The sequence below is a fragment of the Marinoscillum furvescens DSM 4134 genome (genome assembly GCF_003386095.1).
Lineage (GTDB): Bacteria > Bacteroidota > Bacteroidia > Cytophagales > Cyclobacteriaceae > Marinoscillum > Marinoscillum furvescens.
Map to the genome: position 1 here is coordinate 70173 of NZ_QREG01000001.1, position 15607 is coordinate 85779.

6 protein-coding genes are annotated in these 15607 nt (G+C 44.9%); all 6 read right to left on the bottom strand.

Features of this window, described 5'->3' with window-relative positions:
* Window position 1: 1 nt before the first annotated feature.
* The 6 genes from C7460_RS00260 to C7460_RS00285 all read right to left on the bottom strand — a co-directional run bounded on the left by C7460_RS00260 (window position 2) and on the right by C7460_RS00285 (window position 15505).
* Window positions 2-5362: an Ig-like domain-containing protein gene (locus C7460_RS00260; protein WP_115866058.1), complete on the bottom strand. Its 5361-nt coding sequence runs from the start codon at window positions 5360-5362 to the stop codon at window positions 2-4.
* 48 nt (window positions 5363-5410) lie between these two features.
* On the bottom strand, window positions 5411-7921 hold the full coding sequence (locus C7460_RS00265; protein ID WP_115866059.1) for a GH32 C-terminal domain-containing protein: 2511 nt from the start codon (window positions 7919-7921) through the stop codon (window positions 5411-5413).
* A 65-nt stretch (window positions 7922-7986) separates the two neighbouring features.
* Window positions 7987-9252, bottom strand: a complete 1266-nt coding sequence (locus C7460_RS00270) for a DUF4960 domain-containing protein (protein WP_115866060.1) — start codon at window positions 9250-9252, stop codon at window positions 7987-7989.
* Between the two features lie 54 nt (window positions 9253-9306).
* Window positions 9307-10971, bottom strand: a complete 1665-nt coding sequence (locus C7460_RS00275) for a RagB/SusD family nutrient uptake outer membrane protein (RefSeq protein WP_115866061.1) — start codon at window positions 10969-10971, stop codon at window positions 9307-9309.
* A gap of 32 nt (window positions 10972-11003) precedes the next feature.
* Window positions 11004-14111, bottom strand: a complete 3108-nt coding sequence (locus tag C7460_RS00280; RefSeq protein WP_115866062.1) for a SusC/RagA family TonB-linked outer membrane protein — start codon at window positions 14109-14111, stop codon at window positions 11004-11006.
* A 14-nt stretch (window positions 14112-14125) separates the two neighbouring features.
* Window positions 14126-15505 carry a sugar porter family MFS transporter gene (locus C7460_RS00285; protein WP_115866063.1) on the bottom strand — a complete coding sequence of 460 codons (1380 nt, stop codon included), beginning with the start codon at window positions 15503-15505 and terminating at the stop codon, window positions 14126-14128.
* Window positions 15506-15607 lie beyond the last annotated feature (102 nt).

The following is a 15607-nucleotide window of genomic DNA, read 5'->3' on the forward strand; positions in this document are numbered from 1 at the left end:
ATTATCGTTTTATAATTCTATATACGTGATTCGAGTGCTTGGAAGTGATGTAAATCAGATACATCCCAGTGTCCAGCGTAGAAACATCCAACTCATTATTACATAATGTGCCTTCCATTAATTTTCTACCATCCATTCCTGTAACACTCATTTTATATTCATCATTGTCAGGCAGATCAAAGTATAATACATCTACTACAGGGTTGGGATATATTTTAACGGTGTTTTGTTTGTCGTTAATTGGATATTCGGAGTTTTTACGAGCTGTAGCATTGCCTTTTATTGGTATTTTCAAATTATCCAAATTTATATGCCCCCAACCTCCAGTGGCCTTATCCACAAGCTTCATATAGCAAGTAGTTCCTACGAACATTGAGGCATCTAATTGCTTTTGAACATAGTCCTCACTGTCATTATCGTCACCGGTGGCTTTCATGAGTATGGCACCATCAGACTTTCGAACAAGGGCGAGAAATAAGGTATTGAAATCATACCCTCCACCTATCATAAAAGTAATTTTACCATCTCCCCACAAAACAAAATCGTCAGTTTGTATACTACCTGTATCAGCGTCTCCTCCAGATGCTACTCCCCAAAGATGATAGCTACCTTGTGGATTAAACGGGCCTCCCCATCCCCAATTGGTCGCATTGGTAACATCCCCAACTGTGAATGCACCACCTACGGTAGTCCAACCTGACAGGTCTCCAGATTCAAAATCGTAAACCAAATATTGTTGATCCTCTACTGTTAAGTCTGCTTGTGCTACGAACGCTCCTTCATCAGTGGTAACAGAAATAATTGTGTTCCCAGGATTAACTGACTCCACATTTCCAAACTGATCTACAGTAGCTACACTTGTGTTTGACGAACTCCAAATTACCTTTTGGTTTGTTGCCCCTACAGGCTGCACAGTTGCCTGCAGTCGGGTGGTGGTATTGGCTGCCATGGTCAATGCACTCTTTTCAAGGTCCACTCCTGTTACGTCCACACTCGCTACTGGTATTCGTATACTATCAAGGTTAATGTGACCCCAGCCGCCAATAGCATTATCTACAGCCTTTAAATAGCATTTTTGTCCCACATAGTTTTCAGCACTAAAATGTTTAGTGGTGTAATCCTCACTATCATTATTATCACCTGTCGCTTTCATTAGGAGCAAGTCATCGGAGGCTCTATACAGTCCCAAGAAGACGGTATTGATATCAAAACCACCCCCTAACATAAAAGAAATCACTCCATCACCATCAAGTACAAATTCCTCTGACCGCAAAGTTCCTGTATCGGCATCAGCCCCTGATTTTACACTCCAGAGATGGTATTGGCCTTGTGGATGAAAAGGCCCACCCCAGCCCCAGTTTGAATCTGATGTAACATCTGCATTAACGAAGGCATTGCCCGTGGTAGTCCAACCCGCCAGATCACCTGACTCAAAATCATAAAAAAGATAGTCCTGGGCATGAACAGTCACCGAAGCCTGGGCAGAAAAATTCCCATCTACGGTGGTTGCTGTAATCGTGGCACTACCAGGAGATATAGCTGAAATCTTCCCAGCTATGACTTGTGCAACAGCAGGATTTGAGGATCCCCAATATACGGATTGATTGGTAGCATTTCCTGGTAAAATATTAGCCTCCAATTGAAAACTTCGGTTTACCGTAATGGTCACATTCGTATGATCTAAAGTTACACCTGTGGTAGGTATGTTGTCGATAGGGATAGTCAGATTATCGAGATTGATATGTCCCCAACCACCTGTGGCATTATCTACTAGCTTTATATACAGCTCTTCGCCCACATAAGCTGATGCATCAAATTGCCGGGCGGTATAATCTTCACTGTCATTATCATCACCAGTCGCCTTCATCAGTTCCAATCCATCAGACTTCCTCACCAAAGCGATGTATACTGTATTGATATCAAAACCTCCTCCTATCAAAAAGGAAATAATCCCATCACCACCGAGCACAAAATCCTGAGAACGCAATACACCTGTCTGCTGATCTCCACCTGCTGCCACTCCCCAAAGGTGGTAGGTTCCCTCTGGCGTGAAGGGTCCTCCCCACCCCCAATCTGTAGCATTGGTAACGTCACCCACTGAAAAAGCACTACCAGAAACTTGCCATCCGGAAAGGTCTGCATTCTCAAAATTATAGCTGAGGTATCGTTGATTGGACACCACAACGCTTCCCTGAGCAGTGAATCCACCTTCGTCAGAGGTAGCAGTAATTACGGCCTCTCCTTCACTCACAGCTGTAGCTAAACCTGAATTATCTACGGTGACTACTCCCGTATCACTTGAAGACCAATGAATGGTCTGGTTTGTGGCATTGGATGGACTCACCCACGCCTGAATGATCGACGTATCTTGTGGAGCCATAAAAAACGTATTTTGCTCTAGCCTCACACTCGTAACAGAGACTGGCGAGCCAGACTGCACAGGTATTCGAAGGTTATCGATATTCACATGTCCAAATCCTGCTGAAGAACTATCCTGCACTTGAATATAACACACCTCCCCCAGGGCCTCAGTACCATCAATACACTTTTCGGTATAGGTTTCATGATCATTACCAGTCACCTTAGCTACCAAGTTACTATCGGATACTCGGTACAACCCTACAAATAGTTTTTCGATATCACTACCACCACCAATCAGCAACTTTATTTGACCATCGGCACCTAAAGTAAAGTTAGCAGTAGTCAAAGTACCTAGTCCTTCATCTCCACCATCTTTAAAACCGTGCAGGTGATAGTTGCCTTCATGCTTAAAGGCACCTCCCCACCAGGCGGAATCGGTTGTTATATCTGCAGCCATAAACGCATCTCCTACCCGAGTCCAACCGATAAGATTTCCCTCTTCAAAATCGTAAACCTGATAATTGGGAGCTTCACAAACATTGACTTCACAAACGGCTTTCATACCATTAGATGACATTGCAGTAATCGTCGCGGTACCTTTCTTATGAGGGGTCAACTGACCATCCATTACTGTTACAACTTCCTCGTTGCTGGATGTCCAGATTAGTCGTTGGTTCGTGGCACTAACTGGCATAATAGACGCAACCAATGATTTGGTAGTCGTAAGAGGTAAAATCACATTCTCTTTGATAAATGAAATATCTTCAATGGGGACATCCTCGCCATTGGGCCCTAGCTTATAGCTTTGAACAGCAGTAAATGTCGTGGCACCCCCATCCGAAAAAAGTTCCACTCCTTTGCTTTGGAGCCGAGTGGGGTAGACTCTGTTGGAGAAGGCAGCTTTTCCGTTAATAAAAACATCTATGGCAGAGTGATCAAGGAAAATATGAAACTTATAGGGTTTACCAAAAACCTGTTCATCATAATCCTCTACATACTCCATTCGCTCAAATGAGTTTGGTGACAAACTGGACTTCAGCTTATCCAACACAATCTTTTGATTAACCTTATCATAGTAAAGACGTGTGATTTCCTGACGGTCTTCAGATACATAGAAATTCACCCCATATGCAGAGGCTGTCGTACTTGTATCTAATTCCACAATGAGTTCCATTGACCTGCCTGCAGCATCAAGTTTCTGTGTTCCGGTCACCACCAGGCTAGTCTCTTGCTGTTCTGATCCAGGAATCCGCAAAGTGGACAACTGTGGAGCAGGTCTTTGCCCAAGTGTTTCACCATCGCTCAATAGTGAATAAACTCTGGGCAAGCTAAAGGTGTGACACCATCCTGATTCTAATTGTGCTTCGGAATTCCAACGTTCGTCTACGATACCTATTCCTACCAGCTCACCATCAGTATTTCGTGCTACGGTAGGTGACAGATGGCCATGTATGAGGTCGAGATTTTTGGGTTGCGTATAATCAGGCGTAAATATTCCTCCTGACCAAACACCGGTCCAATATACTGCTCGGGTATATCCGTCACCAGGAATCGGGTTAACGATCAAAACATGCTTTCCTCCACCAATGGGTTCAAAAACAGGCATTTCCCACAAAGATTGAGAAGGTGGCACCTGCTCAAAGTCGAGTGAAGTAAACTGAGGCTGCAGTGTCCAGTTAGCTAGATCATTAGAGGTGTAGTAACTCAGCCCTCCCCTACCAGAACTCATCTTGGCCCCAATAATCATGTGCCAGGTATTGCCTTCTTTCCACAAATAAGGGTCGCGAAAATCTGCCACTCCTTGCTTATCAATCACTGGACCCATTTTCGTCCAGTTTTCCAATCTTAAATCATTACTGAAGGCATGTGCTATTCCCGGGTTGTACGGTCCTGTATGGTTTACGTTGGTATAAAATGCATGTGCCGTGTCATTTGCAACCACCACATCACCAGACCATATTCCTTTCATATCGTATCCCGAGGTAGGTGAACTCTCTAGTGTAGGCCACAGCGCATCTTTCTGGTTTTCCCAATTCACAAAATCAGTACTTACCATATGTCCCCAATGCATCATTGTTTTGAATGGGCCATTTGGTGTACGCTGATAAAAAAGATGATACTCACCATTATACTCTACTAAACCGTGTGGTTCGTTGGTCCAGTTAGCTGGAGGCATGGCATGATACAATGGGCGCTGCAAATCATGATCGAATCGTGAATCCGAAATAATCAGTGATTCAAAACCGGTGGTAGGCAAATCAGCTTGCATACTTTGGTATTCCGAACTAACGATAGAATCCGTTTTAGCAGATGCAAAAATTTTAGTTTCATCGATGGCCGCACTTAGCGCATTAATCAAAAAAATACCACTAAAAGCATCATTATTCCCTTTACCAATAATTAGGGGGTTAGTTGCTTCATGAACTACTCCATTTGTTGGTATAGTTGCGGAAGCCACTTGCTGTCCATTCAAGAAAAGCTTTATAGAGCTGGCTGCTCCATCTACCACACCAGCCACATGTACCCAGCTGTAGAGAGGAAAGGGCTCCGGAGCCTGACAGGTATATTTTTGTCCATCAATATTGACAGAAAACCACCATACTCCAAAGGTATTGACACCAATCTCATAACCGAGATCACCATCTACCTGACTAATTATAGCTGAAGGGGAGAGGCTTGCATAGGGCACCTCATGGTCCGACGGATAGCTCTCGAGACTTACCCATGTTTCCACAGTCAGTTCACTTTGAAAATCATAAGCCAAATCTCTACTCGCCCAGGTGGAAAACCCATCGGTCCGTAGCGCATTTCCTGCTACCCCACCTACTCGTTCAGGATTATCAAAAGTATTAGTCACTTGAAAACTCAGCCCCCCTGCATCATCTAGAGCTACCTGAGTTCCACTTGCTTCATCATATTTTAGATACACTAATGGTGATTGAGCAAAGCAGAGGCTCACCCAAAATAGCACCAAAATTGAAATAATTACATTCTTCATCATAAGGGTTTTTAGTTTCACATAGTCACGTCCCTTAGTCCTTATTATCTATCATTTTATTAGCAGCTTTTCTGAGTAAAAAAAGCCGTTTCTACTAGCAGTTAGTAAATACATTCCGGCGGGAATATGATGTACATCAATGTTTGTAATATCTTCTTTACACGATCCGCTCATTACCTGTAAACCAGATAGTGTATATAGGTAGTATTCAGCAGACATACCACCCGAAAAAATAATTTGAAAATCATCATCTGCAGGATTAGGATATACCTGCCATCCCATATTCTGGGGAGCACCCAGTGGGTCATTTGGTCCTGATGGCACTTCAGGTAGTTTATTAAATCTTACAGGCAAGTTTTGTGGAACACAACTTTCGTCCCGTATGGCTGTCTCATGCATAGAAGCCATGTCCCATTTGGAGGCTTTGATGACTTCTACTCCTCCCGAAATGGACACAATGTCCACCAAATCACTGTCGGCACGGGAGGGATATACCCGTGAGGAAAATACCGTAAGATTTTGCACAAACACTTCCAGTGTACTGTGATCTATAAAAATGCGAATATTTAGCGTATCTGAAGGGTTGAAAACGAAATCACCAATTCGCGTATCTTTTTTGGTATTAGACAGTGAGGATTGTCTGCGATCCAGAATGATTTTATTTAACGAATAGTCAAATCGTATGGTAGTAGTCTCCTGGCCATCTTCGTGCTTGAGCACTTGTATGATAAAATTACTATTCGAGTCTGCTTTTATGTCAAACTCCAGTTCGATCTGATTGCCGTGGAATCCGGATAAATTATTCCTCTCTTCGTTTTGTAGCTTAAGGTTTTCTACTCTCATTTCATTTTTTCGCAGACGACACAGGTTTGGGTGAGGAATTTGTCCAAGCGTAGAGTCTTCCAGCAGCCTCACCTGACGAGGAACACTAAATGTCTGCCGCCAGCCTGCGGCTATCTGATCTCCCCCGTCCCTATCTTCCGGAATAATGCCTATGTACGTATCTCCTGTTTCATCATCCACACCAAAGGCTGGGGCCAGCATGTGGCTGTCAAATAGTTCGAGTGAATGTGGCTCTTCGGTAAAGGGAGTAAAGGTCTCGTTTTCCCATGATCCAAGAAGGTATATTGAACGGGCTGGCTTTCCAGGCTGAGGAGTAGGAAGCAATTGCAGCATGTACGTATCCTCTGAAAGTTGCTTGAAAGTAGGCATCTCCCAAAATTCCCCATATGTTTCCGTATCGGAGTTGGTATACAACCGGGGAATCATTGTCCAATTCACCAGGTCGGTGGAGCGGTAGGTAAAAAGTATTCCACCGCCCTGATCCTGCAGACCGGAACCCACAATCATGTAGTAAGTACCATCAGCCTCCCATAGGTATGGGTCTCTAAAATCCAAATGTCTAAACGAAGTTGGTGCAGTAGGAATCAAGGGGTTTTGTGGGTGCTCCTCCCAGTGGAGCAATGAGTCATCAACTGAAATTGCACTGCCAATCCCGGCTTTGGCACCATCCACTCCGGTGTAAAAAAGATACGGTGTTCCTGAATTGTCTTTAAGTGATGTCCCCGACCACACCCCGAAGTTGTCAAAACCGGGAGACGGGCGCAGAGGAATTTCTACTTCGCGCCAATGCACCAGATCTTCACTTACCAGATGTCCCCAATGCATAAAATAAAGCTGTGGCGCATTAGGGTTCTTTTGAAAAAAGAGGTGGTACAGCCCTTTGTAATACATTAAACCATAAGGTTCATTGGCCCAGCTGTTGTTGGGCATGGGATGATACTGGGGCCGTAAATGATCACCGGCAAATCGTTCCTGAGGATCAATGGTCAACGCCACCTCCCGGGCAGTTACTGACTCATTGCGCCCCTGTATCTGAGCCTCGGACAGAGCATAATCATGCACCTTCACATCATCCAGGGTCCCATTGAGCACATTCACTTGAAAGCCATTTGCTTCCTGATTGAGGCTTCTTTTACCCACATACAAGGTGGCAGTCCCTGTACTGATAGCAGTGGCTGAAAGGTTTTGCTCTAAAAACCATAACTCACCGTCTACATAGATTTTAGAAGATCCTTCCTCCAGATTGATCACCGCTACAATGTGATGCCACCGGTAAGAAGTCAGCTTTCTTGGTGTGTTGTGTACGTATAGTTGGTGGTCTAAATGAAAGCCGAAATTGAGTTCACCATAAGGCCCCACGCTTAAGTAAAACCCCTCATTTTGAGTGGAATTGAATAACTCGATAATTGATGAAGATTCCTTATTGAATGCCTCGGTAGCATACCAGGCCTCCACGGTCATTTGGGAAGAAACACCAGCCAGGTGGAAGTTTGGTGATTGTATATAGGTAGACCAACCATCCAGACGGAGGGCCTGTCCAGACGGGCTTGCTATTCGCTCTGGCCTGCCAAAGAGATTGTTTATCGAAAGCTGCTGCCCACTAATCTGTTCTATGGTGGTAGCAGTCCCACTACTTTCATCAAAGTTCAGATGAAAAACTTCCTGCGCGAGGATTTGGGTAGTGGTCAGAAATAAAACACCAAGTAATCGGTAATTCATGTTGTGAGGGCTGAATTGATTTTAATTATAAGAGGGCGCCAATATGGCGCCCTTCTTAGCAAGGTCTATTTCGACATTAGATAATTTATTGAATTTACGGTAAGTGATGCATTGTTGTCCACAAAGGCATTGGCACTACCATCCTGCTCCCATTCGTATGCTGCCGGGCCTATCACGATGATCGCACCCTCACCTGCTGCTGCAGCGCGTGGGTGAAGTTCCACTACCGCTCCACAACAAAGGTCTACCACGTGTCCCCATGTACCGATAATGGTAGCCTCCATAGCAGCCTCCCACTTATCAGCTTTATCAAAAGCATCTACATGATCAGTGATAGGTGCTGCATTGATATCCCACATGGAGTTGTGATCTTCTTTGTAACCAGCTGCGATCAATGGGACAATAGGGTGATCATAGGTCGTTCCCTCTGCAGGATTGGCTACATCACTAAAGGTAGCCCCTTCTAGAATTGGGTGCGAAGAACGATCCCAATCAGTAGTCGAAACGGTTTCAATACTATTTACATTCAAGTTGACATTGATTCCCCACTGATCTGGATTGTCAAACCCATCACCACTACCAAAGATTCGTGGTGCCCATCCATTGTCTGCATAAGACTTATCTCCGTCGGCAGGAATTCTTCCCAGCTGATTGAGGTATTGTGTAGCGTGTCCTGCGAGCACAAAATCTCCTCCATTGGCATGCCATTCTTTAAAGGCATCTACCACACTTTGTGCCTGTGCTGACACTGGTATCGCCTCCAACATACCAGGGTTGTTTCCTTTATCAGTATCCTGATAGTAAACTACCACTTCTATATATTGGAGAGCATCAGCATTCACAGAAGAGAATGGGATATACTCCAGGTCTTCGCCAAACTCTGTAGACAGAAAAGCAAAAGCAGCTGCCATATCTGGCTCCGTAATGCTTCCCGAAGCATTGGCATCTCCTACAAAGGCAATAGAAGCGGCAAACTCTGCTGTCACCGTCACCTCAAACGCAAGCTCCTCTACTCCATTGGATATGGTATAGGTAACAGGCCCGGATGAGAAATCCTGCGCTACACCTGATGCCGGGGAGACTGTCACCCCTTCTGGCAGTGTAACTTCTATCACCACTGAAGTAAGGTCTGTACGTGGTGCGAATGGCTGAAAAACAACCGTCTGAGCAGCGGCATCTACTACTCCTGTGCGAGAAACATCTCCAGATGTAGCCGTGATCGTGGTAATTTCCAGAGCTGGCGGAGCCGGTTCATCATTGCTATCTCCACAGCTCACTATGCCTACTATGGCCACTAGAACTATAGCGTACGATACGAGTAACTTCTTCATAATTATTTAGTGTTAAAATGGTTTAATTAAATGTGCAATAGGAATTTATGATTGTTAATAGCCTGAATTCTGCTTATAGAGCCCAGGATTTTTATCGATTTCAGCCTGAGGGATTGGGTAGTATTCATGCGTTCCCCCCTCAAACGTTACACCTTCCAGATATGGAGTTACCTCAAATTCATCCTTTAGGTACTCATTTATGGTCTGTGCCGTGATGCCCCACCTGTTGAGATCAAACATTCTGTGTCCTTCCATCGCGAGCTCCAGTCTGCGTTCGCGACGCAATGCTTGTCGAGCATAATCCTGGGTCCATCCCGTAGCAGGATAAAGGTCAATCTGATAGTTGGCAGCTTCGGAAACTCCATCCAATGTGCGCACATAGGTGCTGTTTTTAGCACGCGCCCGTACCTCGTTGATGAGATTTCTAGCTTCTTCCAGGTCTATGTTACCCTCGATGAGTGCTTCAGCTTTCCACAACAAAACCTCTGCATAGCGTATGATAGCATAGTTGAGACCTGATGCAGCCCACGGCAGTCCATCATGGAGCCTCGGATCGTTGGCATCAATCAGATGCTTTTTAGATGAATAATTGTAGGGATAATCGTTGCTACGTCCCCATTCGGCAAAAGTGTAAACTCCACTTTGCTTCCAGGGAATGTTGTTTCGGCCAACACTAAAATCTACACGTGGATCCACAGGACCATTGTATGAAGCTCCCGTAGCATGAGGTGCATTGTCAAACCCTTCAAAAACCGGTAAGCCGGCAGCATCAGTTTTAAAGGCATTTACCAGGTTTTGACTAGCCAGGTAGAAGTCATCACCTCCGGGGTAAGCATTACTAAACGTAACATTTAAAATGTTGCCAATATTATGCCCCAGGTCCAGGTTTTCTGTCTTGGCAAACTGCACAGTAAAGACAATCTCCTCGCTATTTTCAAAATCCAGGCTTGCCAAATCTTCAAATTCGTCTAGCAAAGCATACTTACCACTATTGATTACAAAATCGGTGTATTTAGGCACTTCACTCCACTTCTGCTGCTCCACCAGTACCTTCGCCATATAAGCAGCGGCTGTATACTTATTCACTCGTCCTATTTCTTCCTGCTCTTCAGGAAGGTTTTCAAACGCATACTGCATGTCTGCCTCTATGAGTTCCAGGATTTCCTGTTTAGTATACTCCGTGTTGGAGGCTTCTGACCCCAATACTTCTTCATCCAACCAGGGCACATTTCCGAAGTTTCTTACCAGATCAAAATGAAAGTGAGCTCGCAAGAAACGCATCTCCGCCATGCGAGTCGTTGTGGGATAGTTTGCATTCTCGTAAACCTGAAGATTACCAATGGCTACATTCGTACGGGCTATGGCCCACGTCAGGTTCAGCCATTTGTTAAAAGCCAAATCATTTGTGGGATTGAGCACATAAGTTTCTGCCTGATGAATAGGCACCTGGTCTACAATCCCTCCACCACCTTTGTAGGCATCATCAGACCGCACATCTGCTATCCAATTGGTAGTTGGCCCTTGAAAAGTGACATGATGTAAATTGATGAAACGCGCAGTTAGTGATGAATAAGCAGCCGTAATGAGGTTGTCCATGATTTGTTCATCTACTTCGACTCCTTCGGCCAGTGCGCCCTGAGGCACCTGATCCAATACCTCATCTTTACACGAAGTAAGCAGTAATCCGGCGGCTATAAGTATGCTAAATAACTTTTTCATTGCGTTGTGATTTTAAGTGATTTGCTTCGTGATTAAAGTTTCAGGTTGACTCCCAGTATAAAGGTTCGGGGTAGCGGGTAGACACCATTGTCAAACCCTCCAGGAACTTCAGGATCAATACCGGAATAGTCTGTAATGGTGAACACGTTCTGAATTTCTCCATAGATATTGGCCGAAAACCCACCTAAAAACGAAGGTTTGAAATTGTACCCCAGACGAAGGGTGCGCATTTTCAGAAAAGTACCATCTTCTACAAAGTAACTAGATGCTCTACCTTCATCATTACCCCGGTCGTCTAGTGTGAGCATGGGTACCGTAGCACTCGGATTATCGGGTGTCCAGCTGTCCAGTATTGCCGTAGTTCGGTTGTACGTACCTATTTGAGCAAACTCAGAAGTAACCCGTAAATTGTTATAGATATCATGCCCGATAGAACTATAGAAAAACATATCGAGGTAGAAGTCTTTGTATTTCACGGAAGTGTTTAGCCCCAGTGTAACGTCCGGATGTGGACTCCCAATGTAAGTACGATCCTCGTCATTGATGAGGGTGTCACCATTGATATCTTTGTACCGGATACGCCCCACTCCTTTACCAGTCTGATCCGCATGCAGCGCTACTTCTTCGTCATTCTGAAATATGCCATCTGCCACCCATCCATAAAATTCTCGCATTTCTCGACCTTCAGCTATTCTACCTCCATTGTCAAAATACCGCTCGCCTTCATAGCCTATCGGATAGCGCTCATCTAACTGATCTACGACAGACCGGTAATGAGACACCTGCAATGAATTCGTTATGCTTAAGTCCGAACCACTCCGCTGATAATAATGGGTAAGATTAAAGTCAATCCCTCTATTCGTCACTTGTGCAGAGTTGACATATGGTGCGGTACCTTCTCCTATTGCCAGAGCTAGCGGAGGGTTGCTTATAAGATCAGTAGTCACCTTTTGATAAGCGTCGATGGTAAGGTCTACAGATTTGTTGAACAACCGAATATCAGCACCAACATTTATAGTTTTGGTAGTCTCCCAACGAAGAAATGGATTACCTCTGGTGAGTACCACAAACCCCTGCTGAACAGATGAATTGGTAGCACTGAGGTCATAATTTGCATTCAGGTCATTTGGACCGTAAAACGTTGCCTGATTATAAAGTGTACCCACACGCTGGTTGCCAAGCTCTCCGTAACTGGCACGAAGTTTTAGCTCATTCAAAGTACTTCCTGTAACCCCACGCATAAACGGCTCATCTGTCAGTCTCCATCCTACCATGTAGGTAAGAAAATCTCCATCAGTGGCAAAACGAGACGTTTGATCATGTCGATATAGCACCGTGGCCAGATAGCGGCCTTTTAAAATATAGTCTAGCCTAGCAATTTCTGAGTAGAGTCCCCAATTGGTACGGCTACCATCAGCTATTTGGATATCGTCTCCTGCCCCAACCGTCAGATAACTAGGTGTCTCAGAGGCATATCCGGTGCGGGCTGCTGCCAGGTCTCGATAGCTGTATTGTATACTTTCCAGTCCACCCATGATTTTGAGGTCATGGTCACCCTGCACAAAACCATATTCTACAAAATTATTCCAGGTCACCGTCACCCCTCTGCCAAACTTGTTGAAATAGCTGTTGTCATCAATCTGATAGACTCCTTCGTGGAGGCTGGAGTTGAATACCTGATCGTAATAATCACTATAATCGATCCCAAGATTGGTGCGCAATTTCAAGTTATGAGACGCTGGCAATAAGTCCAATGCATCAAGAACACTCAGATCCGCGTGAGCGTTTCCAAAAATCCTCCAGCTTTTGGACGTATTGTCACGATTTCGGTCCAACTGACTCACCGTATTGCGTATGTCTGGAAAGTCGCCAACTCGCCCTGCATAATCACCATCCGTATCACGAACGGGTAAAGCAGGATGCTGTCGAACAACGTCATTTGGGGCTCCTCCCACACCCACTCGCTCGGAGTTCGAGATATTTAGGTTTTCACCGATAGTGAGCCATTTGGTGAGGTTGTACTTACTGTTTACACGGGCAGTGATGCGATTGAAATACGAAGTAATTATGGTCCCACGCTCATTGAAGTAGGATGCACCAAACATCACACTTCCTTTGTCATTGCCATTGGATACATTGGCATAATACTGCTGAGTAATTCCATCTCGATAGATTTCATCTGCCCAGTTGGTACCCTGAGGGGTGTATAGATAAGACTGATCTTTACTGGGGTCATCTCTATCGGGCTGGTATAGCTGAGGATCAGCAGGAATACCCGGCTTTCCTCCCAGATCAAAGTACCCGGTAAATGCCGGTGTACCATTACGACTGTTTTGGTAAGCCTGCCAATAGACTTCACCCCACTGCTCCGCAGACAAGAGATCAAGGTAATTGGCTCTTGTAGACTGTCCTAGTGTCATTCCGGCATCCACACCTAGCTTCCCTTTTCTACCAGACCTGGTAGTAATTAGTATAACACCACCAGCTGCCCGTGCTCCATAGATAGAAGCTGCTGCATCTTTCAGCACCTGTATCGAAGCGATATCATTACCATTTAGGTTATTGGGTGGCTCTTCTGACGGTATACCATCAATGATATAAAGCGGTGTATTGTTATTAAAAGTCGTGAAGCCTCTAATGTTGATACCGGTACCAACGGAGCCCGGCTCGCCTGTTTGCGTGAAATTTACTCCAGCAACCCGTCCCTGAAGTGCCTGTAGTGGGTTTGCATAGACAATCTTACCAACTTCTTCCATGTCCACTACGCTCACAGAGCCTACGAGATCTTTCTTTTTCTTGGAAGTGTAGCCTACAACCACTACCTCTTCGAGTGATTGAAGGTCTTCACTCAGTGCAAAGTCAATGACCGCACGTCCGTTCACCGATTTTTGTGTAGGCTCATACCCAACAAAAGAGCAAACCAAAACTGCATCTTCAGCTGCTGAGAGTTGGTATTGACCATCGATATCGGTAATGGTACCTTGAGTGGTGCCCTCAATGGAAACAGTAGCACCCGGCAAGGTCTCCCCGGTGGCTGCGTCAGTTACTACTCCACTGACGGTGAGTTCTTGTGCAACACTCAAGTGAGTAAACCCAATGAGCATCAATAAACAGATTATATGTTTGGTAAATGTGATCATCGTTTCGTTATGTTTTAGCTACCCGTATTGGTAGCGTAGGTTTCGTTGATTTCAGTTGAGTTAGAATCGAATTTTGTCAATTGTTTTTGAAGGTCTTCCAGCGAAACGCCTTTAGTTTCGGGCATCATAAACGCTACAAACAGCAGCTGCAATACCATAAAGCCCGCAAAGAAGGCAAATACCTGCCACGGCTCAAATACCGAGATAAATACTGCTCCAAACAGCGTAATCAGTGCAGCGAACACCCAGTGCGTGCCAGAGCCCCAGGCCTGCCCAAACGCCCGCACTTTATTTGGGAAAATTTCAGAAATAAACACCCAAATCACAGCTCCCTGACCTATGGCATGTGAAGCGATAAACAACAGGATGAAGGCCAATTTAAACCCTGCACTCGCATCGAAATAGAAGCCGTAGGCAGTAAATGAAAGACTTATAATATATCCGAGCGAGCCGATATACATGAGCTGTTTACGTCCTGCCTTATCAATGAGGTAGAGTCCCAGCATAGTGAACAGCAAATTGACGCCTCCTATAGAAATAGCACTAAACAACGACTCTGAAGCTGCGAATCCTGCTTTTTCGAGGATCTCCGGGGCGTAGTAGAGTATAAAGTTTATACCCGAAAGTTGATTGAAAAAAGCGATTAAAAAAGCCAGAATTAATGGGTAAGAATATTTCCTGGAGAACACGGGTTTCTGATCAGTTTGTTCCTTTTTATTGTCATCCAATATAGCCTGTAGCTGCTGCCTCGCTGCCTGAGCGCTCGACGAACGCTCCAAAATTCGCAACGCTTTTTCATTGTCATTCTTTTTGATGGCAACCCATCGGGGACTTTGGGGCACACCCAAAACCATAATAATGTACGCAGCTGCCGGAATAGCCTCTACGCCCAGCATCCACCTCCAGTCATTGGCCCCACCCACACCTTGTAATAGGTAGTTGGAAATAAAGGCTATGAGGATTCCAAAAACAATATTGAACTGATACAATGCAACCAGTCTTCCACGGTGTTTTGGTGGCGCTATTTCGGAGGTATAGGTTGGTGCAGCAATGGAAGAAGCGCCTACCCCCAAACCACCAATAAATCTGAAAAAAGAAAAGATATAAGGGTCGGTAGCCAAAGCAGAGCCAAGAGCGGAAACGAGGTACAATACCCCAATCCAATATAAGGTAGTACGACGCCCCAGATAATCGGTAGGATAGCCGCCCAACAGTGCACCTACAACTGTTCCCCATAAGGCCATGGACATGATGAAAGTACCATGAAACCAGTCCGATGTTTGCCAGAGTTCTTTTATGGGGAGGTTGGCACCAGAGATCACTACAGTGTCAAACCCGAAAAGAAACCCGGCCAGCCCTACCACTAATGCATAATATAATGTACGTGCGTTCATGTTTTGAAAACTTTACCTCCAAGTTAGCCGCACCCTGAAGCCAAACTTTTCAATGCAGTACCAATCAATTACAATTTTGATACAAACACCCCTCATTAACTA

Bases quoted from the DNA above. Each gene is read 5' to 3' on its own strand.
- C7460_RS00280 (WP_115866062.1), bottom strand. From the start codon at position 14,111: ATGATCACATTTACCAAACATATAATCTGTTTATTGATGCTCATTGGG.
- C7460_RS00260 (WP_115866058.1), bottom strand. From the start codon at position 5,362: ATGATGAAGAATGTAATTATTTCAATTTTGGTGCTATTTTGGGTGAGC.
- C7460_RS00265 (WP_115866059.1), bottom strand. From the start codon at position 7,921: ATGAATTACCGATTACTTGGTGTTTTATTTCTGACCACTACCCAAATC.
- C7460_RS00270 (WP_115866060.1), bottom strand. From the start codon at position 9,252: ATGAAGAAGTTACTCGTATCGTACGCTATAGTTCTAGTGGCCATAGTA.
- C7460_RS00285 (WP_115866063.1), bottom strand. From the start codon at position 15,505: ATGAACGCACGTACATTATATTATGCATTAGTGGTAGGGCTGGCCGGG.
- C7460_RS00275 (WP_115866061.1), bottom strand. From the start codon at position 10,971: ATGAAAAAGTTATTTAGCATACTTATAGCCGCCGGATTACTGCTTACT.